The sequence below is a fragment of the Streptomyces sp. NBC_01478 genome, from assembly GCF_036227225.1.
Lineage (GTDB): Bacteria > Actinomycetota > Actinomycetes > Streptomycetales > Streptomycetaceae > Streptomyces.
The window spans coordinates 6,130,399-6,152,843 of record NZ_CP109444.1 but is presented as its reverse complement, the minus strand read 5'-3'; the positions used below and the strand labels follow the sequence as shown (position 1 = coordinate 6,152,843).

Annotated in this window: 21 protein-coding genes; 7 read left to right on the top strand and 14 right to left on the bottom strand. The window is 71.3% G+C overall.

From position 1 onward, the window contains the following. Nucleotides 1-167: 167 nt before the first annotated feature. Complete coding sequence (locus OG223_RS27840; RefSeq protein WP_329254160.1) at nucleotides 168-641, top strand: carboxymuconolactone decarboxylase family protein; 474 nt, start codon at nucleotides 168-170, stop codon at nucleotides 639-641. A 299-nt stretch (nucleotides 642-940) separates the two neighbouring features. Further along, nucleotides 941-1,675: a DUF4142 domain-containing protein gene (locus OG223_RS27835; protein ID WP_329254157.1), complete on the top strand. Its 735-nt coding sequence runs from the start codon at nucleotides 941-943 to the stop codon at nucleotides 1,673-1,675. Between the two features lie 17 nt (nucleotides 1,676-1,692). Here OG223_RS27835 and OG223_RS27830 read toward each other — a convergent pair whose 3' ends face one another. Next, nucleotides 1,693-3,345, bottom strand: coding sequence for a glycoside hydrolase family 13 protein (locus OG223_RS27830; RefSeq protein WP_329254153.1), 1,653 nt, complete (start codon nucleotides 3,343-3,345; stop codon nucleotides 1,693-1,695). A gap of 159 nt (nucleotides 3,346-3,504) precedes the next feature. Between OG223_RS27830 and OG223_RS27825 the strand changes: the two genes are divergently transcribed. After that, the gene (locus tag OG223_RS27825; RefSeq protein ID WP_329254150.1) at nucleotides 3,505-4,446 is read left to right on the top strand and encodes an LAETG motif-containing sortase-dependent surface protein; all 942 of its coding nucleotides are present in this window, start codon (nucleotides 3,505-3,507) and stop codon (nucleotides 4,444-4,446) included. 93 nt (nucleotides 4,447-4,539) lie between these two features. On the opposite strand, the gene OG223_RS27820 is transcribed toward OG223_RS27825, so the two are convergent. The 3 genes from OG223_RS27820 to OG223_RS27810 form a co-directional block, all read right to left on the bottom strand. Further along, nucleotides 4,540-5,499, bottom strand: coding sequence for a nucleoside hydrolase (locus OG223_RS27820; protein WP_329254147.1), 960 nt, complete (start codon nucleotides 5,497-5,499; stop codon nucleotides 4,540-4,542). Nucleotides 5,500-5,542: 43 nt separating this feature from the next. After that, the gene (thrS, locus tag OG223_RS27815) at nucleotides 5,543-6,793 is read right to left on the bottom strand and encodes a threonine--tRNA ligase (RefSeq protein WP_329254145.1); all 1,251 of its coding nucleotides are present in this window, start codon (nucleotides 6,791-6,793) and stop codon (nucleotides 5,543-5,545) included. A gap of 185 nt (nucleotides 6,794-6,978) precedes the next feature. Then, on the bottom strand, nucleotides 6,979-7,677 hold the full coding sequence (locus OG223_RS27810) for a type 1 glutamine amidotransferase domain-containing protein (RefSeq protein WP_329254142.1): 699 nt from the start codon (nucleotides 7,675-7,677) through the stop codon (nucleotides 6,979-6,981). Between the two features lie 271 nt (nucleotides 7,678-7,948). On the opposite strand from OG223_RS27810, the gene OG223_RS27805 reads away from it, so the two are divergent. Beyond that, nucleotides 7,949-8,731 carry a hypothetical protein gene (locus tag OG223_RS27805; protein WP_329254139.1) on the top strand — a complete coding sequence of 261 codons (783 nt, stop codon included), beginning with the start codon at nucleotides 7,949-7,951 and terminating at the stop codon, nucleotides 8,729-8,731. A 65-nt stretch (nucleotides 8,732-8,796) separates the two neighbouring features. On the opposite strand, the gene OG223_RS27800 is transcribed toward OG223_RS27805, so the two are convergent. From OG223_RS27800 to OG223_RS27785, 4 genes are all read right to left on the bottom strand, one after another. Further along, a complete protein-coding gene (locus OG223_RS27800) occupies nucleotides 8,797-10,827 on the bottom strand; it encodes a TerD family protein (RefSeq protein ID WP_329265510.1) in 2,031 nt (676 codons plus the stop codon). A gap of 149 nt (nucleotides 10,828-10,976) precedes the next feature. Then, entirely contained in the window at nucleotides 10,977-11,738 is a 762-nt protein-coding gene (locus tag OG223_RS27795) for a TIGR03943 family putative permease subunit (RefSeq protein ID WP_329265508.1), read from the bottom strand. Then, complete coding sequence (locus OG223_RS27790; protein ID WP_329265507.1) at nucleotides 11,735-12,694, bottom strand: permease; 960 nt, start codon at nucleotides 12,692-12,694, stop codon at nucleotides 11,735-11,737. The genes OG223_RS27795 and OG223_RS27790 overlap by 4 nt, the downstream gene beginning before the upstream one ends. A 147-nt stretch (nucleotides 12,695-12,841) precedes the next feature. Further along, nucleotides 12,842-14,185: a helix-turn-helix domain-containing protein gene (locus OG223_RS27785; protein ID WP_329254136.1), complete on the bottom strand. Its 1,344-nt coding sequence runs from the start codon at nucleotides 14,183-14,185 to the stop codon at nucleotides 12,842-12,844. A gap of 180 nt (nucleotides 14,186-14,365) precedes the next feature. Between OG223_RS27785 and OG223_RS27780 the strand changes: the two genes are divergently transcribed. Continuing rightward, nucleotides 14,366-14,683: a DUF6401 family natural product biosynthesis protein gene (locus tag OG223_RS27780; RefSeq protein ID WP_329254133.1), complete on the top strand. Its 318-nt coding sequence runs from the start codon at nucleotides 14,366-14,368 to the stop codon at nucleotides 14,681-14,683. A 256-nt stretch (nucleotides 14,684-14,939) separates the two neighbouring features. Here the strand turns inward: OG223_RS27780 and OG223_RS27775 are convergent, their stop codons facing one another. The 3 genes from OG223_RS27775 to OG223_RS27765 all read right to left on the bottom strand — a co-directional run bounded on the left by OG223_RS27775 (nucleotide 14,940) and on the right by OG223_RS27765 (nucleotide 17,300). Further along, nucleotides 14,940-15,542: a Uma2 family endonuclease gene (locus OG223_RS27775; RefSeq protein ID WP_329254130.1), complete on the bottom strand. Its 603-nt coding sequence runs from the start codon at nucleotides 15,540-15,542 to the stop codon at nucleotides 14,940-14,942. Between the two features lie 101 nt (nucleotides 15,543-15,643). Continuing rightward, nucleotides 15,644-16,312, bottom strand: a complete 669-nt coding sequence (locus tag OG223_RS27770) for a hypothetical protein (protein WP_329254127.1) — start codon at nucleotides 16,310-16,312, stop codon at nucleotides 15,644-15,646. A gap of 151 nt (nucleotides 16,313-16,463) precedes the next feature. Beyond that, nucleotides 16,464-17,300: a mechanosensitive ion channel family protein gene (locus OG223_RS27765; protein ID WP_329254124.1), complete on the bottom strand. Its 837-nt coding sequence runs from the start codon at nucleotides 17,298-17,300 to the stop codon at nucleotides 16,464-16,466. A gap of 109 nt (nucleotides 17,301-17,409) precedes the next feature. Here OG223_RS27765 and OG223_RS27760 point away from each other — a divergent pair, with 109 nt between their 5' ends. Then, on the top strand, nucleotides 17,410-18,660 hold the full coding sequence (locus tag OG223_RS27760; RefSeq protein ID WP_329254122.1) for an amidohydrolase: 1,251 nt from the start codon (nucleotides 17,410-17,412) through the stop codon (nucleotides 18,658-18,660). On the opposite strand, the gene OG223_RS27755 is transcribed toward OG223_RS27760, so the two are convergent. The 3 genes from OG223_RS27755 to OG223_RS27745 form a co-directional block, all read right to left on the bottom strand. Then, a complete protein-coding gene (locus OG223_RS27755) occupies nucleotides 18,661-19,902 on the bottom strand; it encodes a hypothetical protein (RefSeq protein ID WP_329254119.1) in 1,242 nt (413 codons plus the stop codon). It lies immediately after the preceding gene. Nucleotides 19,903-19,988: 86 nt separating this feature from the next. Further along, complete coding sequence (locus OG223_RS27750) at nucleotides 19,989-21,230, bottom strand: PP2C family protein-serine/threonine phosphatase (protein ID WP_443073749.1); 1,242 nt, start codon at nucleotides 21,228-21,230, stop codon at nucleotides 19,989-19,991. A 22-nt stretch (nucleotides 21,231-21,252) separates the two neighbouring features. Then, nucleotides 21,253-21,888, bottom strand: coding sequence for an NAD(P)-dependent oxidoreductase (locus OG223_RS27745; protein WP_329254117.1), 636 nt, complete (start codon nucleotides 21,886-21,888; stop codon nucleotides 21,253-21,255). A gap of 103 nt (nucleotides 21,889-21,991) precedes the next feature. Here OG223_RS27745 and OG223_RS27740 point away from each other — a divergent pair, with 103 nt between their 5' ends. Beyond that, nucleotides 21,992-22,438 (top strand): hypothetical protein, encoded by a 447-nt coding sequence (locus tag OG223_RS27740; protein WP_329254115.1) that lies wholly within the window; start codon nucleotides 21,992-21,994, stop codon nucleotides 22,436-22,438. The last annotated feature ends 7 nt before the right edge of the window (nucleotides 22,439-22,445 follow it).

Below are 22,445 nucleotides of genomic sequence, written 5' to 3'. Positions count from 1 at the left end.
CCACCTCACCCACCTCACCCAGGCGATACACACCCGCACCCTCCACCCCCACCCCACCCATAACCACCCGGCGAGATCCAGCTCACAATCAGGGCTGTCACATTCGCAGGGGGTCGTTCCGTCAGAGCTGTGTAACCACCAGCCGTGACAGAACAGAGGAGCCCACCATGGGTGCTCGACTGAACCCCTTCGCCAGCCCCCTCGCCGGCAAGGCCCTGAAGCACTTCGTCGCCGCGGGCAAGGTCATCGAGGAATCGTCGCTGCCTCCCGTCACTCAGGAACTCGTGAAGATCCGGGCGAGCCAGATCAACGGGTGCGGGTTCTGCACCGACATGCACACCAAGGACGCGGCGGCCGCGGGCGAGACCTCGGTACGGCTCAACCTTGTCGCCGTGTGGCGCGAGGCGACCGTGTTCACCGACGCGGAGCGGGCCGCGCTGGAGCTGACCGAGGAAGGGACCCGGATCGCGGACGCGTCCGGCGGGGTGTCGGACGAGGTGTGGGCCAACGCGGCCAAGCACTACGACGAGGACCAGCTCATGGCGCTCGTCTCGCTGATCGCCCTCATCAACAGCTTCAACCGCATGAACGTCATGCTCACGATGCCCGCCGGAGACTACAAGCCCGGCCAGTACGCCTAGGCCGACGAACCGAGGAGCAGCGCCGTCGGCGCCCGGGCCGTGGCTCTACGGTCCTGGCGCCGGCGGCGCTGCTCCGGACGGGTGCGGAGGGTGAGTCGAACCCCGCCGCCCCGGGATGCCCCAACCCCGCACTTATCCGGAAGTACCACCCGCCACTTGTGACGCGCCCCACTCCGGCTTTACCAAAACCAAAGACTTCGCGCGCTCCCCCGATCCGTACTGATGACTGTCCGTACCGCCGACGGGCGGTCCACGACACAGGAGGTACGGTGCGCTTTTCGCGGAACGCGACGGGAACGATGGTTGTTGGGGGTGCCCTCAGCCTGACCCTCGTCGCACTGGCCTATCCGGCAATGCTGGGCGTGACCACGGTCTCCAGCGCTCCCGCACGCGTGATCGCCAACACGCAGTGGGGGCCGCTGACCGAGGCCGACCGGGACTTCGTGGTCAAGGTGCGCGCGGCAGGGCTGTGGGAGTACCCCGTCGGGCAGATAGGACTGAAGAAGGGGGCGAGCCCAGCGGTCATCACCGCGAGCAAGCACCTCATCGACGGGCACGCGGCGCTGGACTCCACCGTCCGCAAGATCGCACCCATGCTCAACATCACGATCCCGAACCAGCCCAGCCCGCAGCAACAGGGATTCATCAACACCCTGAACGCGGACAGCGGCAAGCAGTTCGACACGGACTTCGCCAACATCCTGCGGGTCACGCACGGTTCGATCTTCGCCACCATCGCGAAGATCCGCGGGACGACCGAGAACACCCTGGTGCGGGTCCTGGCCAACCAGGCCAACGCGACGGTTCTGGACCACATCACGGTGATGGAGGACACCGGACTGGTCAACTTCAGCCAGGTCCTCTTCCAGGAGACGACCCCGCCGAAGCTGCCGGCCGTGGACCTGACCCCGCCGCCGCCGGCCGCCGGCCAGCCGGAGGTGGTGCTCACCCCGCCGGTGAACAGCACCACCCAGCCGCCGGTCCTGCCGGGCGAGGCGTCACCCAGCGCCACCCAGACCCCGACCGTGGGGTGAGCGCGCCGCAGAGCGCGCTACGCCCCCAGCCACACGGTCGTGTCAGGACCCAACTCACCGCCCCCTGCCGCCGGTTCGCTGCTCAGCAGCACCTCCCCCGGCGGCAGGGCGACCGGCACGTCCGACAGGTTGGTGACACACCGCCAGCCCTCGGAGCGTGCGAACTGCAGCACCCCGGGCGGGCTTTCGGGGGCCCAGGTCAGCGACTCCCCTTCGAGCAGCTTGCGGCGCAGCCGCAATGCCCTGCGGTAGAGCTCCAGGGTCGAGCCCTCCGTCCCGTCCTGTGCCTCGACGGCGTACGACCCGAAACTCGCCGGCTGCGGCAGCCACGCGGGACCCGGCCCGAAGCCGTACGACGGACCGGTCCGCGTCCAGGGGATCGGCACCCGGCAGCCGTCGCGGCCCTTGTGGGTGTGGCCCTGTTGCTCCCAGATGGGGTCCTGGAGGACCTCCACGGGCAGGTCGGCGACCTCGGGCAGACCGAGTTCCTCGCCCTGGTAGACGTACGACGAACCCGGCAGCGCCAGCATCAGCAGGGTCGCGGCCCGGGCTCGGCGCAGGCCCGCCGCCGTATCGACGGGTGGCGTGCGGCCGTTGGACAGGAGCCAGGTGTTGGGGTCCGTGCCCGGGGGCAGCATCAGGCGCGATGCGTGGCGTACGACGTCGTGGTTGGACAGCACCCAGGTGGCCGACGCGCCTGCCGCGCGGGCCGTCGCGAGCGAGCCGGTTATCACCTCGCGCAGTTCGTCCGCGTCCCAACCAGCCTTCAGGTACTCGAAGTTGAAGGCCTGGCCGAGTTCGTCGGGGCGGGCGTACAGGGCGCGGCGGGCGGCCGGGACCCAGGCCTCGGCGACCGCCATGCGGGGCGGGGTGTAGGTGTCGAAGACCGTGCGCCGCCAGTCGCGGTAGATCTCGTGGACCGCGTCGCGGTCGTAGTAGGGGTGGGTGCCGGGCGGGATCGAGTCGAGGATCGCCTCGGCGTTCGCCGCGAGCGGGCCGATGTCGCGCAGCGGCTCGGTGAGGTCCTTGGCCAGGGCGTGGGCCACGTCCACGCGGAAGCCGTCGACGCCTCGGTCCGACCAGAAGCGGAGCGTGGTGCGGAAGTCGTCCCTCACCTCCTCGTTGTCCCAGTCGAGGTCGGGCTGTTCGGGGGTGAAGAGGTGCAAGTACCACTGGCCGTCGGGCAGTTGCCTCCACGCGCTGCCGCCGAAGACGGACGGCCAGTCGGTGGGCGGGAGTTCACCGTGCTCGCCGCGTCCGTCGCGGAACACATAGCGGCCGCGGGCGGCGGAACCAGGGCCGGCGGCCAGCGCCTCCTGGAACCAACTGTGCAGCCGCGAGGTGTGGTTGGGCACGATGTCGACCATCACCTTCAGGCCCAGCCGGTGGGCCTCGGCCACCATCGCGTCGAAGTCGTCGAGGGTGCCCAGGCGCGGGTCGACATCGCGGTAGTCGGCGACGTCGTAGCCGCCGTCGGCGAGTTCGGAGGGGTAGAAGGGGCTGAGCCAGAGGGCGTCGACGCCGAGGGCGGCGAGGTGGGTGAGGCGCTCGGTGACGCCCTTGAGATCGCCGAGACCGTCCCCGTCCGCGTCGGCGAAACTGCGCGGATAGACCTGGTAGACGACGGCTTGCCGCCACCAGTTCGGGTCATGGGAGGACAGGTCGGTCACGTGGTCTCCTTATGAATTCCCGCTGCGCTGACGGAAGTTGACAGTCAACTTCCGGTAGACCCACGATGTGCACACGCTGTGGCGCATGTGACCAATGAGCCCGGTGTTTCCTTCGCTGCTCAGCTCCTCCACTCTTTGCCAGGCCAAGATGGGATAAGTATGTCCATAGCGAGTCGTGTCACCGTGCGTCGCCTGTTGGGGACAGGCGCCGCCTCCCTCGCCCTCGCCGCAGCCTCCGTCGGCGCCGCCTCCGGTGCCTGGGCCCACGGCGGCGGCGGTGACGGCTGGGAGTCCGGCGGCCACTACCGGCCCGGCTCCGGCGCCGGCACGGTCACCGAGACCGAGGGCTGCCAGTTCTCGCTGAACGGCACGGACTTCTTCCCCTCCGTCAAGGTCGACGACCAGAACCTGAAGCCCACCGACGACGGCAAGGTCCACATCAAGGTCCGCACCGCCGGTGACGCCGCCACCTGCACCGCCTCGCTCGCCTCGTACATCGCGCACGGCCCGACCTTCGCCACCTCCGGCCAGCAGGTCTTCGTCGACTTCGACACGGTGACCGTGAAGAAGGGCCAGACCGACTCGCTCGACATCGCGGTGCCGGACGAGGGCTGCTTCGCGCAGATCGACCTCTACCGCGGCGCGGTCAAGTACGACGGCAACCCCGCCGCCGGCGACGGCCTCGTTCACGGCGACCTGCCCAAGGGCCCCGACCACACGGTCATCAAGGACAAGCTGATCGCGGCCTGGAACGGCGGCACGAAGGACTGCACGACCACCGAGTCCCAGCCCCCGTCCCCGTCGGCCCCGGCCTCGGTCCCCCCGTCGGCCCCGGAGTCCACCCCGCCCGCGTCGGAGTCCTCGACCCCGACCCCGAGCGCCTCCGAGTCGACCCCGGAGTCCGCCACCCCGACCCCGTCCGACTCCGAGTCGACCACTCCCCCGGCGGCCCCCTCGCCCAACGGCGGTGGCGGTGGTGACCTCGCGGAGACCGGCGGCGGCAGCAACACCGGCGCGCTGGTCGGCGGGGCCGCGGTCCTGCTGGCGGGCGGGGCGGCGATCGTGGTCGCGACGCGTCGCCGGCGGGCTGCGCAGTCGTAACCCCAGGTCGAGCGAGTAGCGCGCAGTAAACAAGACGCCGGGCCGGGACAAGATCCCGGCCCGGCGTCTGCCGTCCTACCCCCCCCTACGCCCCTACGCCTCGACCGTCCCCAGCCACAGCTTCACGTACCGCTCCACATCCACGTCCAACCCCACGTCCACCAGGGCCTGTTCGCGTGCCCCGTCGTGAATCTCGGACTCGCCGTGGCGCGGGCGCCGGTCGACGATCGTCTGGCCGCGGGACGGGCCGGGGGCGAGGGAGACCTCGACCGGCAGGAGGCGGGTGGTGAGGCCGCCCGGGTCGGCGACCGCGCACACCGCGCCCGCGTCGCCGAGGCCGCCGGTGGGCGTGGGGTCGCCGGAGGCGACCGGGTCGCGGTGGGCGAGGAGGTCGCCGGCCAGCTTCAGCCGGGGTGCCGAACTCTCCCGCAGGCGCTGCACGTCGGCGGCCGGTACCTGGACGCGCTCGAACACGTCCAGCCCGTACATCGTGATCGGCACCCCCGCGGTGAGCAGGATCGCCGCCGCCTCCGGGTCGTGCCACACGTTGAACTCCGCGACCGGCGTGGCGTTCCCGACCGCCACCGCGCCGCCCATGAACACGATCCGCTCGATGTTGCGGGTGACCTCGGGGAACGTCCGCAGGAGCAGCGCGATGTTCGTCAGCGGGGCGGTGGGGATGAGGGTGACCGGGCGGGGAGAGGCCAGGATCTCGCGGCGCAGCAGGGTCACCGCGTCCACGTCGACGGGCGTACGTGCGGAGTCCGGCAGCCCCATGTCACCCATGCCGTCCTGCCCGTGGACGTGCGCGGCCGACCGCGCCGGTTCGATCAGCGGCCGGGCCGCACCGCGCGCGACCGGGATGTCTCCGGCACCGGCGTGGTCCAGGACGATCAGCGTGTTCCGTACGACCTGGTCCACGTCCGTGTTCCCCGCGACACAAGTGACCGCGCGCAGGTCCAGGCCTGGGTGCCGGACGGCGAACAGCAGCGCCAGGGCGTCGTCGACCCCCGTGTCGCAGTCGATGATCACGGGGATGGGCTGACCGGTCACGGCAGGCTCCTCTCGGGGACGGTTCGGCGGATCACTGGTGACCTTACGCATCCGCCCACAGCGCGGTGCCGCGCGCCTCGACCCGCGCGCCGACGGCGTGCAGGAGTCCGGCGGACGACAGCGGTTCGACACGGCGACCGTCCCGCAGTCGTACGGCGACCAGGTCCGCGGCGGCCTCCCGTTCACCGATCACCGCCTGGTACGGGACGAGTCGTGCCGCCCGGACCCGGGCGCCGAGGCTGCCCTCGACGGACACCTCGGCGCGCAGTCCGCGGGCGCGGGCCTGCTCCACGAGGTCGTACGCCTGTGCCGCCTGCGCCTCCGACACCGGCAGGACCACCAACTGCACCGGCGCCAGCCACGGCGGGAACGCGCCCCCGTGCTCCTCCAGCAGATGCGCCACCGCCCGTTCCACACTCCCGATGATGCTGCGGTGCACCATCACCGGCCGGTGTTTCGCGCCGTCGGCTCCGATGTAGTGCAGGTCGAAGCGTTCGGGCTGGTGGAAGTCGATCTGGACGGTGGAGAGGGTGGCCTCGCGGCCGGCCGCGTCCGCGATCTGGACGTCGATCTTCGGGCCGTAGAAGGCGGCTTCGCCCGCGGCGGACTCGTAGGCGACACCCGATCCGTCCAGGACCTCCCTCAGCAGCGCGGTGGCCCGCTCCCAAAGGGCCGGATCGGCAACGTACTTGCCGCCCTCGGCGGAGACGTCCTCACCCGGCAGGGAGAGGCGGTAGCGGGAGGCGCGGATGCCGAGGTCGGCGTAGGCGCGGGCGATGAGGGCGAGGGCGGTGCGGGCCTCCTCGACGGCCTGGTCCAGGGTGCAGAAGATGTGCGCGTCGTTGAGCTGGATGGCGCGGACGCGGGTCAGTCCGCCGAGCACACCGGAGAGTTCGGAGCGGTACATGCCGCCCAACTCGGCGATACGGAGGGGCAGTTCGCGGTAACTGTGCGAGCGGGAACGGTAGATGAGGGCATGGTGGGGACAGAGGCTGGGGCGCAGGACGACCTGCTCCGCGCCCAGTTCCATCGGCGGGAACATGTCGTCGCTGTAGTGCGACCAGTGCCCGGATATCTCGTACAGCTCCCGCTTGCCGAGGACCGGCGAGTACACGTGCCGGTATCCGGCCGCGCGCTCCAACTCCCGTACGTACTCCTCCAGTTCATGCCGCACGGTCGCACCGTCGGGCAGCCAGTACGGCAGTCCCGCACCCATCAGCGGGTCGGTGTCGAACAGGCCGAGTTCGCGGCCGAGACGTCGGTGGTCGTACATGGTGAACTCCTCGCGGGACAAAGGGCCGAGAGGCGAGCACCGCGCGACGACAAAGCCCCGGGGCACTCGCCCCGGGGCTTCGACTTGGGTCAGCAGTCAGCGCGCCGGGACACTCTCCGGCGTCGTCGTCCAGGCGGACGGGAACGGCTTGGCGCGCTTCATGCGGCGGACGGTACCAGTCGTACGACCGCCGCGGCCATGGATTTTCAGGCGCTCAGCTTCTTGAGGAGTTCGTCCGCGACCGGTGCGGAGGACGCCGGGTTCTGGCCGGTGACGAGGTTGCCGTCGACCACGACGTACGGGGCCCACGGCTCGCCCTGCCGGAAGTCCGCGCCGAGCTCCACGAGCCGGTCCTGGAGCAGCCACTTCACCTTGTCGGCGAGGCCGCCCTGGGTCTCCTCGGCGTTGGTGAACCCGGTGAGCCGCCGCCCGGCGAAGGCGTTCGTACCGTCCTCCCGAGTCGCCGCGAGCAGCGCGGCCGGCCCGTGGCAGACCACGCCGAGGGGCTTGCCGGAGGAGAGGGCCAGGGTGAGGAGCCGGCCGGAGTCGGCGTCCACGGCGAGGTCCTCCATCGGGCCGTGGCCGCCGGGGTAGTAGACGGCGGCGTAGTCGGCGAGGTCGACCTCGGAGAGCTTGACCGGGTGCTGGAACTCGGGGCTCGACGCGAGCACCTCCGCGACCCGGTCGGCGTTCTCCTGGCCGCCGTTGTAGTCGGCGGCCAGGCTGCCCCGGTCCACGGGCGGCACGACACCGCCGGGCGTGGCGACGACGACCTCGTGACCGGCCGCCCTGACGGCCTCGTACGGGGTGACCGCCTCCTCGGCCCAGTAGCCGGTGGGGTGCTGGGTGCCGTCGGCCAGGGTGAGGTGATCGGCGCCGGTGAGCACGAAGAGGATCTTCGACATGGGGACTCGTCTCCAGGGGGTCGGGGGGATGACCGGGTCGGTGGGGGTGACGGGGGATCGGGTGGGGTCTCCCCGACAGTAGGCCGGGCGCGGACGGGCGGCCAATGAGGAATCGAATGCCCGGTATCGGTTTTCCGATGGCCCGCAGGGAGACCGGTGATCACCCGGACGGCCCGGCGCGCTGGTGGGCGGGCGCGGGCGATGGTGCCGTGGGAGCGAGCACGCGGCGATTCCGCGTCCGGCACCGCGCCCGCCCCAGGAGGGATCCTCGATGACCCGTTCCCCGGCCCGTGTCCTCCTGCTCGCCTCGGCACTGTCGGCGGGCACTCTGCTGACCACGGCGAGCTGTGCGAACGAAGGCATCCTGCACCAGGTGACGACCGCGCCCTCCCCCTCGGCCGTACGCACCCCCGCCGCCCACGCGTCCCCGGCCGCCGCCCCCGTCCTCACCCCCGCCCAGGCACAGGCCGCGCTCATCACGGACGCGGACCTGGGCGCCCCCTGGACCCCGACCCAGGGCACGGCGACCTGGCGCGACGGCCTCCTCAAGGCGCAGACCGCCGTCCCCGACTGCCAACGTCTCCTGGACGCCCTGTACGCCGACGAACTCCTCGGCACCCCCGCCGCCAGCCAAGCGGTGACCGCCCTCGACGACACCGACGACGAGGCCCAACTCCGTTACCAGGTAGCCGCGTTCCCCCCGGCCGACGTGGACCGCACCCTGACCTGGCTGAAGACGCTCCCGCAGACCTGCGCGTCCTTCACGGCGACGACGACCCGCTCCGGCCCCCAGACCGTGACCGTCACGGAGGCGACCCTCCCGAACGTCGGCGACACCCGCGAGGGCCTCCGCCTCACCTTCACCGGCACGACCCCCGAGGGCGACCGCTCCGTCCTCACTCTCGACACCGCCGCCGTCCGCATCGGCGACGACACCATCACCCTCACGAACGGCGGCCTGGCGAACGTGCCCCCGGCCGCGACCGGCCAGGCGCTGGAGGTCGGCGCGCAGCGGTTGACGGAGGTGCAGAGGCAGGGGCGGGTGCAGATCTAGCGACCGGCCGCAGCGAAGTGCCGTGGCGGACGGCCGTAGCGAACGGCCGCTCCCGAAGCGGGACTTCAGGCGTCGACGGGTCGGCGGGCGCGTGCCGGGCGCCCGTCCAGGTGCACCACCACACTCGCGTGGAAACGGTCCACGGATTCGTCGACGCTGCGGATGAAGCCCGATTCGGCGGTGCCCCGGGTGTTGCCCATGCCCCTGAACAGGGACAGCCGGAAGCCGGTGATCTGCGCGCCGTTCTTGGGGAGGATGTCGGCCGGTTCGGGACGCAGGCGTTCCAGCGTCCCGCGCGGTCCGCCCGTCTCCCCCTCCAGCACGGCCTCGACGTGCAGATCGGCCGGTGCCTCGGCGAGCCGGCGGACCAGCCGCTTGGCCCAGGTGAGGGGATAGCCCTGGTCGGGTGCGGCGATCTCGATGGACGTCCGCAGCTTCCCGGTGCGCAGGTCCGCGCAGAGGGCGAGGACACCGGGCGTGCCCTCGATACGGAGTTCGGCGTCGAGCCGGCCGTCGGCGCAGAGCCGGTCGGCGAGGGCTGAGCGCCGGGAGGCCGGATCGGTCCCGCGCCTGGCGCGCTGCACGGGCAGCACCTTCGCGCCGAGTTCACCACCGAGCCGCAGACACACCTGCCGGACCAGCCGTTCCCAGCTCTCCACGACCTCCACCGCCCGCGGGTCGCCCTGGCACAGGGTCTCGGCGTCGATCGCGTTGCGCACCGGGACCCAGGAGCGGCCCATGTTCTGGAAGCCGTGACAGCCGGAGTTCTCGTGCTGGAGATAGTGGAGCAGTTCCTGGAGCAGCCAGGCGTGCGCCGCGTTGCCGACCCCCTCGTGCCGGATCAACAACTGCGCCTGGTGGGCGACTTCGGCCCAGGACAGATGCCAGAGCGCCACCTTGTGCTTGCGCCGCCCGTCGAGTTTGACCTCCACCAGCGGGCTGCCCTCCAGCTCGACGTCGTTGGAGAGCGTGATGACCGCCTCGTATCCGCGCCGGGCGGCTATGTCGGCGTAGGCCTGCACCTGGTCCGGCTTGAGGGGGTTGCCGTTCGTCTTCGTCTCGACGAGCGCGGTCCACAGCTTGCCCGCCCGCTCGACCCGGATCACCCCGTCGGGCCGCCGAGGGGACTCGCCGTTGGGCAGCGTGACCTCGGTGAACGTCTCCATCCGGCCGACCGGGGCACCGAAGGCCGCCGTCAACCGCCGCCCGAACTCGGGCACTTGAGCCATCACCGACAGCAGCACGGAGGTCGCCCGCGTCTCCCGCTCGTGGTCGCTCTTGAGCGCGGAGGCCGGGAAGAGCCGGGCGGCCCGCCAGGAGTCGTTCTCGGCGAGCGACTTCTTGGCCACCTTCGGCAGGGTGACCTTCTTCTTCGCCGTACGAGGCCGGGCGGGCCGGGACGCGGCCTCACCCCCGGCCTCGGGAACCGACTCGACCGCCGGGCTCGACGGCTGGGCCGGAATCGCGGGGATCTCGACGACGGCCTCGGGCGTACGGACGTCCGTGTCGGCCCCCGTCTCGGCCTCGGCCTCGGCGTCCGAGGTGCTCTCCGTGCCCGCGTCGTCGTCGATGTCGACGCCGAAGTCCGTTGCCACGCCCGCCAGTCCGGACTCGTAGCCCTGTCCGATCGCCCGGAACTTCCAGTCGCCGCCCCGCCGGTAGAACTCGCCGAAGAGCAGCGCGCTGACCTCGCCGGGGTCGTCGATCGAGAAGCGCAGCAGGCTCTCGCCGGAGCCGTCGGCCAACGTCAGGCGCAGGTCCTGGAGTTCGGAGAACCGGGCGCTCTCGTAGCGGCTCGCCGCCACCACGATCTGCTCGACCCCGGCCGGGATCGCGGTCAGGTCGAACGTGATCCGGTCCTCGCTGCCGTCCGCCGTCGGTGCCTTGCCGAGCAGTTGCACACTCCCGTCGGCGGCGACGGGGTTGTTGTAGAAGTAGAAGTCCCCGTCGCTGCGCACCTTTCCGTCGCCGGTGAGCAGCAGTACGGAGACGTCCGCGTCGCCCTCCCCCGTCGGGCTGCCCCAGCTCAGGCTCATCATCACCGAGCCGGTGTCCTCGCTCAGCGACGCCAGACCGACGTTCCCGCCCTTGACCATCTCGTGCATGAGGCCCCCCGGATGCACGGCCGCACAGCGCTCCCGGCGGCCCCTGTTTCGTAGCGATGTGTGACGCGCCCCACACCCAGCGCATCAGAGGCACCTTAACGCCCTCATCGCACGGGAATCACCGGAAGCATCAGAACAAGTCACCGCTTGTCGTACGGATCCGCCGGCTGCTTCACCTGCTTGACCGAGGTCGACTCCAGCACCGGCGGCCAGGCGGCGTCCGTGCCGAGCTTGCCCTTCGGGACCCAGGTGCCGGTGACCGTGACCCAGGTGTCGGTCTGGGGAGCGCCGTCGGACGCGTCGCCCCGGATCTCGACCTTGCTGATCGTCGCGTCGGCCGCGCAGCAAGTGACCAGGAGGCGGGTGAGGTACCAGGTGCCGTCGGAGCCGTGGGTCACGAAGCCGGTCATGCGCAGGGTGCGGCCCTTGAGGGAGTGGCCGGTGTCGTAGATCGCGCGGGAGCTGTACTGGGCGACCGAGATGTCCAGCACCTTCCCGGCGGGGAGGGCGGGGAACGAGCCCACCCCCTGCGCCGCCCGTTGCGCCTCCTCGCGCGACGCGCTGTACGAGCCGAGCGCCGGGGGCGGGAAGAGGAGCAGGGCGAGGGCGGGGAGGGTCAGCAGCCAGGCGATGCGGGGGCCGCCTGTATGGGAGTGACCGTGGTCGTCGTGATCGTCCTCGTGCTCATGATCGTCGTGCTCGTGCTCTTCGGCTTCCGGGGTCTTCCGCATGCCCCTGACCGCCGCCACGAGCCCCAACACGATCAGCAGCGAACCGGAGATCACCAGATACGGCCGCAACGCCGCCTGTACATACCGCAGATACAGCTCGCTGAAGAGTGAGATCCGCAGGACCGCCCCGCCCGTCAGCAGGAGCAGGACCGCCGAGCCGTAGCGCCTCACAGCAGCCACCACCCCACCAGCGTGCTGCTCACCACGGCGACCAGCCAGGTCGTCGAGGAGAAGCGGAAGGCGAAGGAGCGGCCGAACGTGCCCGCCTGCAACGCGATCAGTTTCAGGTCGACCATCGGGCCCACCACCATGAACGCCAGTTTCGCCGCCGGGGAGAAGCCGCTGAGGGAGGCCGCGACGAAGGCGTCCGCCTCGCTGCACACGCACAGCACCACGGCCAGCGACGCGAGCAGGAGCAACGACAGCCAGGACGAACCCGTGAAGACGTCCAGGACCGAGCGCGGTACGGCGATGTTGAACGTCGCCGCCGCTGCCGCGCCCAGGACCAGGAAGCCGCCCGCGTGCAGGAAGTCGTGCTGCAGGCCCGCGACGAAGGCCTTCACGCCGGCGGGCGAGGACGCGGCGGCCTGCTTGCGCTTCGGGAGTCGTAGCCACTCCTCCCGCCCGAACCTCGCCCACAGCCAGCCCATCACCACCGCCGTCGCGAGGGACGCGACCAGGCGGCCGAGCACCATCTTCGGCTGGCCGGGGAAGGCGATCGACGTGGCCACCAGGACGACCGGGTTGATCGCCGGGGCGGAGAGCAGGAAGGCCAACGCCGCCGCCGGGGCGACTCCGCGCCGCATCAGGCTGCTCGCCACCGGTACCGACGCGCACTCACAACCCGGGAGTACGACTCCCGCCGCGCCCGCGATCGGGACGGCCAGGGCCTGGTTGCGGGGGAGGAGGCGGGTGAACACGCGCTCGGGGACGAACGCGCCGATCGCCGCCGACACCACCGTGCCCAGGAGCAGGAAGGGGACGCCCTGGACCGCCACCGCCGTGAAGACCGTCCACCAGGCCGCAACGGCGGGGGTGTAGAGGTCGATCGCCAGCATGGGGCCGAGGACGGAGACGACCGTCGCGATGGCGATGAGCGCCGCGCCGCCGAGGACCGCGTAGACCATGGCGCGTACGGCCAGGCGCAGGCCGTCGACCACAGTCCGTTCGTTCTGCACGCGCCTGTCTCATCCCGGTTCGTACGACTACGCCTCGTAACTCATGACTCGTACGTCGCACGGTAACCGGCGGCGCTGTGCGCCATCCCGGATTCGTCAAAGAGGAGGCTGTGCGGGCGCCGGGCCGAGCGTCGTGGTCCCGGGAGCCGTACGGTGCCCGAGGCCCGTGCGGTAGGCGTCGAGGGCCGCCTCCACCCGGCCGGTACGGCGCAGCAGGTCGCCGAGCATGCGGCACAGGTCGGCCAGGTCGCCGGCCGCCCCCGCCCGCTCCAGCAGGCTGAGCGCGCGGACGTAGTGCTCCTCGGCCGCGTCCGTGTCCCGGGCGTCCTCGGCGATGATGCCGAGCAGACGGTGCGCGGCGGCGGAGTGCAGGGCGCCGCGTTCGGAGCTGAGGTCGCTGAGGACGTCGTGGAGGAGAGCGGCGGCCTCGTCGGACTTGCCGCGTTTGTGGAGTACGTCGGCCAGCTCCACGGCGACCTGACTGCTGTAGAGGGCCGCGCGCTTCGCCGTCAGCATGTCCAGCGCCTGTCTCAACTCGACCTCGGCGCGCTCCAGTTCGCCGTCCTGGGCGTAGACGTAGCCGCGCATCCAGTGGCAGTTGGCCAGTTCGGTGCGGAACTGGAGCTGCCGGTACAGGTCGGCGGCCTTCACGAGGGAGGCGTCCGCCTCCGCGACCTTGCCCTCCGCTATCAGCGTCCGCGCCACCGACCGGTGCATGCGGGCGAGCAGCGCCGGGTCCGCCACCTGCGGTGCGAGGGCGAGCGCCAGCTCGGCGGCCTGGGCGGCCCGCGCGTGCGCGCCCATGTCCATGTACGGCCCGATCGCGCTCGCGTAGAGCAGCAGCAGCGCGTCGGGGTCGTGCAGCCCGCCGCGGTTCAGCTCGTCGAGCGTGGACTCCAACAGGTAGACGGCGTACCGGAGTTCACCGGTGAGGTAGTGCGCCACGGCACGGCCGCGCAGGGCGGGTACGCGGGCCGGGAGCGGCTCGTCGGCCAGTCGCCGTTCGGCGCGCTCGAAGTACAGGCGGGCGGCGGTGAGATCACCGGTGTCGAGCCCGCACTCGCCGAGCCCGAGCAGCGCCACCGCCTCCTCGTCGACCAGCCCGTACGACTCCGCCTCCGCGAGGAGGTCGGCGTACTGCTCGGCGGCCTCCTCCGACTCCCCTGTCGCCAGGGTGCGTTGGGCCTCGGTCAGATGCAGGCGGAGCTCGGTGGCGAGCCGGGCGGGGCGGCCGGTCGCCAACTCGTCGTAGGCGACGCCCAGTCGGTCGGCGAGGTGGCGCAGCGCGTCGTCGGAGGGGCGGACCCGGCCGGCCTCCAGGGTGGAGATGTACGCGGGCGTATAGGCGGGCTCGGCCAACTGCCGCTGGGTGAGCCCACGTTCGCGTCTGAGCTGTTGCACCCTGCGCCCGATGACTTCCGGGTCGTCCCGTCTCACCATGCGATTAATCATGCCAGTAAGCCGAGTTACGGACTGGCCGGTAACTCACTTACACGGGGGGCGAGTTGTTGAAGACCCGACCGAACGGTTACGGCCTGTCGCCGAGCGTAATCGCCGCGTGGCGTTCCGGTGACGGGTATCACGTGACTCCCCCGCGCCCGCCTGCCGTATGGTGAAGAAATGTCCCCTTTGGCCAAGATCAGCAGCGCGTACGAGCCCCGCTTCGCGGAGTTCGCCTTCGAGCCCGCCTTCACGGCCGCGGTGGACCAGCACGTCGCCGAGCTGCGGGAACGCCTCTCGGCGGGCGGCCCGGACCTCACGCCCCCGCCCCCGGACCACGCCGATCTCACGGACTACGCGCTCGGATTCCTGGACGCGCTCGCGGAGCTGGACTGGCGGGAGCCGGTCGGCCACGACTACGCGGTGTGCAGGCTGACCGCCATCAGTTGGCTGGTGCACCGCCACGGACTGCTGCCCCAGCAGCGGCGCGGTGACTGAAAAAGGGTTTCCGATGACTCAACTCGCCCTGAAGCCCTTCCCGTTGCCCGCTCCAACCCCTTAAGTTAGGCACGCATTAAGCGTGCTTAACTCGTTGCTGTCGTTGCCGCTGTCACTGTCGTTGCGAGGTTGGTATGTCCGCGCGTTACGTCAGAGGATTCTGCGCCGCCGTCATCGCCGTAGCCGCCCTGATCGGGGCGGCGGCGGCAAGCCCGGCCAAGGCGGCGGACCGGTCGCCGGCCGAGCACCACTCCGCTCACTCCGGCGGAAGCATCATGTCCTTGCGCGAGTAGAGCGGCAGACCGCTCGTGTCGAGCTTCCAGGTGCCCAGCTCGGAGGTGATGGCGAGCGGGGTCCCGTACGGCTGCCGCAGCAGACGGTTGCCGTAGGCGGGCCGTCCGCCGCTGGTGTCGATCTCCCACTGGTACGTCCACGTGCCATCGCGTGGGTCCAGGATCAGGTAGTGCGGGATGCCCATCGCCGGGTAGTCGTGGCTCTTGGCGTCGTAGTCGTTGCCGGGGTTCGACGGGGAGACGATCTCGATGGCCAGCAGGATCTCGTGCGGGTCCAGCGGATCGTCCGTCTCCATGGCCGAGCGCGGGACCACCAGCAGGTCAGGAATGCGCAGTGTGCCGAGGGACGCGTCATCCGTGTCCGTGGCTTCTGCGGCGATTATTCCGGGCGGTAGTTGTCCGGCCAGTTGGTCGCGCACGTCTACGGCGGTGAGCTGGTGCCGCGGGCGGGGGCTCATCATCATGACGAACGTCCCGTCGCTGATCTCGGGATAGGTGAATCCCGGCGGGGGCGTGAAGTGATCGCGCAGACCACGCAAGTGCCGGTAAATGGCCTGCTCCGTCATACCGCCATCTCCGAACGTTGCCTGTGGCCTGCCGGTGGAACCCATGGTAGCCAGGGCCGGTGTCTTCAGGCGGCCCCGGCCACCGCCGGATGAAGCGGGGTTCAGCACTTCCAGGTGGCCCAGTAGAGCTCACCCTTCAGCGAGCCGTCCGCCCAGGCGACGGGCGTGTCGATGTGGATGCCCGCGGAACCCTGGCCCGGGTAGTACCAGTAGTAGTGGCCGTCGACCCGCTTGCCGTAGTGGACCTCCAGCCAGCCCACCGAGTGCCGGACGTAGGGCGCGAACCAGTACGCGCCCTTGTAGCCGGGGCGGATCGTGTTGGTGATGGTGCTGCTCGCGGTGCGGGTGTTGCCCAGGGTCCAGGTCTCGGAGGTCGTCGAGCTGGCCTTCATGCCCGCCTCGAAGGTGTCCGACAGTCCGGCGCTGACCTCGATGCTCTGCCCCTGCTCGTAGGAGTACGAGGTGTTCGTCGAGTAGCTGTAGTTCACGGCGTACGTGCCGTTGTCGGTGCCCGCGCAGTTCGCGACCACGTTGCTGGCCTGGTGCCGCTTGCCGAGCGCGGTCCAGGCGTTGACCTCGTGGTACTGGCACGAGTCGGGCTTCCGGCTGCCGCTGTCGTGGTTGCAGCTCGCCAGCACGTCCGGCTTGTCGTCGCCCCAGCCCGGGCTGGAGTTCGCGCTGGCGGTCCCGGTGGAGAAGGGAATGAGCACCAGGGCGAGAGCGGGCGCCAGCAGAGCCAGTCGGCGGCGGCCGCGCGGGAACACCTTCATGGTCGTTCTCCTTGTCGATACGTCGGTCGGCGCCACCACCCGCGACGGGTGGCGACGCCTCCGATCGTCATCGCCGGGAGGTTGATGCGACAGTCCCGCCCATGGCGCGAATCAACTCCGGATCACGACCCTCACCTGCGCTTACGTCGCGCTACATACCGGAAGACCCCGGCATGTCGTCGCGCCGCGCGTCCGTCCCCGTGCCCGTCCCCATGCCCGTGCCCATGTCCGTCCGCTCGCGCGCCGGCTGGTTGGTCATCGCGTCCTGGCGGCCCGCCTGGTAGGCGGTGAGGCTGCCCTTCGCGTTGGTGGTCTCGCGCTCCGCCGCCATCAGCACACGCTCCATGCGCCGGCGCATCGGGGCGATCATGCCGCCGCCGACACCGACGATCAGGATGCCGGCCACGGTCGCGAGGGCGGCGTAGAGCACCGGCTGGGTGACCGAGGTGGCGATGCCCGCCTGACCGAGGGCGGCGATCACGCCCAGCGCGACGATGCACGCCCAGACGAGGGTCGCGAGCATCCTGCCGTACGACATCGACGACAGGGCGCTGCCCACGATCCCGCGGACCGCGTTCGCGATGGCCATCGCGACGACGACCAGGACCACCGCGACGATGCCGCGCGGCAGCCAGGCGACGATGCCGTTGATCATCGTGCTGACCGGGTTGGAGCCGAAGACGCCGAGCGCGAGCTGGAGGGTGATCAGCATCAGCGCGTAGTACACGATCTTGCAGACGATGCCGGTCATGTCGTACTTGGAGTCCCGCAGCATCCGTGCCGTACCGGCCCGTTCGGAGAGTTTCTCCGAGCCGATCTTGCGCAGCACCCGGTCCAGGACCCGGGCGATCATCTTCGACACGAACCAGCCGATGGCCAGGATGACCAGGAACCCGACGAGCTTGGGCACGAACTGCGCGACCTTCGACCAGGCGTCGTTCAGCCCCTGGGTGAAGTTGACGGCGAGGTTGGCTTCGGGGACTGCCATGAGCGGCACTTCCTTCGGTGGGTACTGCCGGCCCCCTACCTCTGTGGATAGCAGTGACACCCGGCCAGGACCGTGGTGGAGACACCCGTACGAGTGACAGGCTGCTCTCGTGACCTCTTCCGTTTCCGCCGCCGCGCGCGCCGCACTCGACCTCACCGCCGACCTCCCGGTCCCCGACCTGGAGGACTTCTACCGGGACCTGCACCGCCACCCCGAGTTGTCCGGACGCGAACACCGCACCGCCGCGAAGCTCGCCGAACGGCTCACCAAGGCGGGCTACGACACCGTCGAGGGCATCGGCGGCACCGGCGTCACCGGAGTGCTCCGCAACGGCGACGGCCCGACCGTGCTGCTGCGCGCCGACATGGACGCGCTGCCGGTGCCGGAGGAGACGGGACTGCCGTACGAGTCCTCCGTCCCCGGTGTGATGCACGCCTGCGGGCACGACCTGCACGTGACCTGGCTGGCCGGCGCCGCGCAGGCGCTGGCCGCCGGGCGGGACACCTGGTCGGGGACGCTGGTACTGGTGGGCCAGCCCGCGGAGGAGACGGGCGAGGGCGCGGCGGCGATGGTGGCCGACGGCCTGTACGAGCGCGTCCCGCGTCCGGACGTGGTGCTGGGCCAGCACGCGGCACCCGGACCCGCCGGGTTCTACCCGCACGTGCCCGGCCTGATCATGTCGGCCACGACGGACATCGAGATCGTGATCCACGGTCGCGGGGGCCACGGTTCACGCCCCGAGACGACGGTCGACCCGGTCGTCACCGCCGCCTACCTCGTCACCCGGCTCCAGACGGTCGTCTCCCGGGAGATCGCCGCCCGCGAGTCCGCCGTGCTGACCGTGGGCCGCATCGAGGCCGGCACCCGGCACAACATCATCCCGACCACCGCCCGCCTGCTGCTCAACCTGCGCACCCAGTCCCCCGACGTACGGGACCGGATGATCGCCGCGATCCGCCGTATCGCGTCCGGCGAGTGCATCGCCGCGGGCTGCCCGACCGAGCCCGAGGTCACGGTCGGCAACAGCTTCCCCATGACGGTCAACGACGCCGACACCGACCGCCGGATCGCCGCCGTCCACACCGAGGTCCTCGGCGCGGGCACGGTCTTCGACCCCGGCCCGGCGATGGGCAGCGAGGACTTTCCCCACCTGGTCCCCGACGGGGTGCCGTACTCCTACTGGTTCGTGACGAGCACCCCGGCGGACGTGTGGGACGCGGCACCCGGCACGGACCTGATGGAGAAGTTCCTCGCCGTCCCCAGCAACCACAGCCCCCAGTTCGCCCCGGACCTGGTGACGGTGACGCCGGGTGTACGGACCCTGGTGTCGGGCGCGTTGGAGATCCTGACGGTGAACTGACTAGCCCAGCAACTGGAGTTGGACCAGGTGCTGCTGTACGTGATCCAGGGCGCCCGCCCGGCGCCCTGGCACCCGGCTCCTCAACTCGGCCAGTTCGGGCCCGAGTTCACGAGCGCGGGCCGGTTCGTGGATCTGCCCCCACTGATGGTGGGCACGGTCCACGGCCGCCTCGACAGCGGGCGCGTCAGCCGCCTGCCCCGCCGCCAGCCGCGCCCCCGCCACCGCGAGCCAGGCCCGACAACTCCGCACCGGATCCCCGGCCAACATCGCGAGATCGGCCCGCACTTCGCTCCAGTGCAGAGCTTCTTCGGAACCCCGGCCATGCGCCCGCACGGCGGCCTGCTCGTGCTCGGCGGCCAGGGCATCGGCGTCGGCGTGCCGCCCGGCTTGGACGGCGTCCGTGACGGCGGTGTGCGGGTCACTGTCCCGGCTTCGCGGGTCGCTTTCCTGGCTTCGCGGCGCCCTGTCTGCGCTTCGCGGGTCGCTCTCCTGGCTTCGCGGCGCACTCTTCCGACTCAGGCCGGCATCATCCAGCCCGTCCGGCGTTTGAGGACGAGGCCCGTTCAGGGCCGACGGGGGTCTGGGGGCGAAGCCCCCGGGAACGCCGGCACCAACGCCCGGCGCCGACAAGACAACGTCCGCATACCCCTCCGCCCCGAGCCTCCCCAACGCCTGCTCATGCAACTGCTCAACCGCCGGACGGTACCCGCTGCGCAAGATCGTCGCGACCGCCTTCATGTACGACGGCACAGCCACCACCCGCCGCCCGGGAGGCGGCGCGATGCGACCGTAAACGGCATGCGTGCGGCCCGAGTCGAGCGGCCGGTCCCGCAGCCACTGCCAGGTCTCCGCGTCGGTGTGCAGATCGAGCAGCAAGGTCGTCGTCCCCGGCGCCCGCAACCGCAGCTCCTCACGGACCCAGGCCCACGGGAACCCGGTGTAGCGAACGGTCGCCGGCGTCGTACGGGCGAGGGCCAGATGCGGAAGGTGCTGTTTCCGGTCCAGTTGGAGCTGCCCGGTGACGAACACGGTCAACGGACCCGGCGCCGTCGCGGCGGCCCGCAACCGGGTCAGCACAGCCTGCGGCTCCAACGGGTCGGCGAGTTCGACAACGTTGGCGGTGTCCGTGCCGGACAGCACCGCGGGGTCGACGGCCGCGAGCACGGGGAGGACGGAGGCCGCGTCCACCAGTCGTCCCTTGCCGACCGGCGAGGCCGCGAGCAGCAGCACCGTTCCAGGCATGCGCCCTCCCCCGAACCATTCTTCACTCACGTACGTACCGCAGCACCGTAACCTCTGCCGAACCTCTGCTGTAGCAAAGGGTGATGTCAGGACCGCCGTACCGCGAAGATCGTGGTGTCGTCGGCGAGATGTCCGCCACCGTGCCGCAGGGTGCCGTCCCGGACGTAGGCGACGAGCCGGTCCGGTTCGGCGAGGGACGGATCGGCCAGGACCCCTTCGGCGACACGGGACTTGAGGGGGTAGAAGACGCCCGCCCCGTCCCGCGCCTCCGTCACCCCGTCGGTGACGACGAGGAGGGTCTCACCGGGGGCGAGGGTGATCCGGAGGGTCGGCGGCGGCCCGTCCATGTGGGCCAACTCGCCCAGCCCCAGCGGGAGTCCGTGCCCGGGCGGCAGGGACCGTACGCCAAGGGGGCCGACCACCAACGGCGGTTCGTGACCGAAGTTGACGACCTCGACCGTGTCCGGCTCGGCGACGGGGAAGCTCAGCAGGACGGCCGTGGCGAACCGGTCGATGCGCTCGTCGACGGCCGCACGGTCATAGTCCTCGCGGTCGTCGTCCTCGCGGTCGAGCGCGGCGAGATGCAGCCCGTGCCGGTGTATCCGGGTCTCCAGCCGCGCGGCGACCGTCGCGAGGTCCCGCTCGTGGTAGCCCGCCTCGCGGAACGTGCCGAGCAGCGCGGCCGCCGCCTCCACCGCGCCGAGGCCCTTGCCCTGGACGTCGCCGACGAGGGCGCGGGTGCCGTGCGGGCCGGGCTGGATGTCGTAGAAGTCGCCGCCGACCCGGGCGACGGCGTCCGCGGCGAGATAGACGGCCGCGTGGTCGAGGCCGCCCCAGCCCGGCGGCAGCGGGCGCAGCAGGGTGCGGCGGGTGGTCTCGGCGACGTCCCGCATGTGCAGCATGCGGCGCTCGCCGCGGACCCGGACCGCGCAGGCCAGCACGGCGAGCACGCCGCCGACGCCGACGAGGATGAAGTCGGGCAGGCCGGTCTGGTACTGGCGCGGCCAGGCATGGTCGGCGAGGACGTAGGTGGCGAGGCCGAGCACCGCGAACACGGCCGTGCCCCGCACCCCGCAGATCGCCGCGGCGATACCGGGCACGAGCACGATCCACGAGACGGTCCGGAACTCACCGCCGGTGTACCAGTCGACCAGCAGGATGGAGACGAGCACCAGCAGCGGCGGCACCCAGGCGACACTGCGCCCGCGCACCCGCAGCAGATGCTGCCGGCGCAGCGCGTCGGGATCCCCGGCGCGGGGCAGCCCGTCGTCGAGCGGGGAGCGCGCGAAGGCGCCGTAGCGCACCGGTCTGTGCCCGCGGCCGCTCACGAACGTCAGTATGCGCCGGACATCAGTACGCGACCGACATCCGGCCGCGCGGGTGGGCGTCCTGCTCCAGTTCGTCGACGAAGGCGACCGCGTAGTCCTCGGCGCTGACGAGGCTGCGGCCCTGGTCGTCGGTCATGAGCTGGTCCCCGTCGACGCGGAAGCGGCCGGTGCGGGTGCCGGGGGCGATCTCGGCGGCGGGGGAGACATAGGTCCAGTCGAGGTCGTCGAGGGAGCGGTAGTAGGCGAGGACGGCGCGGTGGGCGCGGGCTTCGGGGAGGTAGGCCTCGGGGAAGCCGGGCTGGTCGCTGAGGGCCTGGCCGGGGGCGACCTCCAGACCGCCGGCGCCGCCGACGACCAGCAGCCGCCCGACGCCGGCCGCGCGGACGCCCGCGACGAGCGCCTCGTTCAGGGCGAGGAAGGGACCGCTCGGGTCGCTGCCGTCGCGGGGCGGTACGCACGCGGAGGCGACCGCGTCGGCGCCGCGCGCCACCTCCGCCACCTTCTCCGGGTCCGACGCGTCGGCCGCCGTGGCGGTGACCCCGGGGACCGGTGACTGGCCGGAGCGGCTGACCGCCAGGACCTGGTGTCCGCGGGCCGAGGCCTCCATGGCGATCCGGCTGCCGACCATGCCGGTGGCGCCGAAGAGTACGAGCTTCATGCGCCCCAGCGAAACATGGGGCAACCGAGGCCGCACCCCGACTTGCCACCGCCCGCGCCGAGGTGTGCATTGGTAGACGGGGGCGAGAGAGAGGAGTGCTCTCATGGCTCACGCGGCACCCACGCCCGGCTCCGGCGGATTCACTGCCCCGAGCGGTCTTCCCGACATCTTCGACGCCCGCGTCCACCGCGTGGCGAAGGTGGCGATCCCGGTCGTCCTGGGGCTCGTCTACGGCTACTGGGCGGCCGCCAACCGTCGCAGCGGCGGTCCCGTCACCGGCTGGAACATCCTGTTCGGCTTCGTGACGGCGCTCGCGTTCATCGTGCTGTGCCTGGCGGTGGCACGGTTCGCGCCGCTGCTGAAGCGCGAACTGCACTCGCTGGTCAAGTCCGGCTTCGCGGGCGCCTCGCTCGGCTTCCTGTACAGCCAGACCGGCGAGAGCGTGCTGCGCTCCACGGCCATCGGGCTCGCGACCACGGCGGGCGTCTTCCTGGTGTTCTTCTACCGCTACTACACGCGCGAGGACGGAGAGGGCAACCGCATCCGCTGACGGACGC

Coding starts and splice junctions, on each gene's coding strand:
- OG223_RS27775 (WP_329254130.1), bottom strand. CDS start 15,542: ATGACGGAGCAGGCCATTTACCGGCACTTGCGTGGTCTGCGCGATCAC.
- OG223_RS27810 (WP_329254142.1), bottom strand. CDS start 7,677: ATGTCGAAGATCCTCTTCGTGCTCACCGGCGCCGATCACCTCACCCTG.
- OG223_RS27840 (WP_329254160.1), top strand. CDS start 168: ATGGGTGCTCGACTGAACCCCTTCGCCAGCCCCCTCGCCGGCAAGGCC.
- OG223_RS27770 (WP_329254127.1), bottom strand. CDS start 16,312: ATGAAGGTGTTCCCGCGCGGCCGCCGCCGACTGGCTCTGCTGGCGCCC.
- OG223_RS27800 (WP_329265510.1), bottom strand. CDS start 10,827: ATGGTCAAGGGCGGGAACGTCGGTCTGGCGTCGCTGAGCGAGGACACC.
- OG223_RS27835 (WP_329254157.1), top strand. CDS start 941: ATGGTTGTTGGGGGTGCCCTCAGCCTGACCCTCGTCGCACTGGCCTAT.
- OG223_RS27825 (WP_329254150.1), top strand. CDS start 3,505: ATGTCCATAGCGAGTCGTGTCACCGTGCGTCGCCTGTTGGGGACAGGC.
- OG223_RS27790 (WP_329265507.1), bottom strand. CDS start 12,694: ATGGTCTACGCGGTCCTCGGCGGCGCGGCGCTCATCGCCATCGCGACG.
- OG223_RS27805 (WP_329254139.1), top strand. CDS start 7,949: ATGACCCGTTCCCCGGCCCGTGTCCTCCTGCTCGCCTCGGCACTGTCG.
- OG223_RS27745 (WP_329254117.1), bottom strand. CDS start 21,888: ATGAAGCTCGTACTCTTCGGCGCCACCGGCATGGTCGGCAGCCGGATC.
- OG223_RS27785 (WP_329254136.1), bottom strand. CDS start 14,185: ATGGTGAGACGGGACGACCCGGAAGTCATCGGGCGCAGGGTGCAACAG.
- OG223_RS27755 (WP_329254119.1), bottom strand. CDS start 19,902: ATGCCTGGAACGGTGCTGCTGCTCGCGGCCTCGCCGGTCGGCAAGGGA.
- OG223_RS27740 (WP_329254115.1), top strand. CDS start 21,992: ATGGCTCACGCGGCACCCACGCCCGGCTCCGGCGGATTCACTGCCCCG.
- OG223_RS27780 (WP_329254133.1), top strand. CDS start 14,366: ATGTCCCCTTTGGCCAAGATCAGCAGCGCGTACGAGCCCCGCTTCGCG.
- OG223_RS27765 (WP_329254124.1), bottom strand. CDS start 17,300: ATGGCAGTCCCCGAAGCCAACCTCGCCGTCAACTTCACCCAGGGGCTG.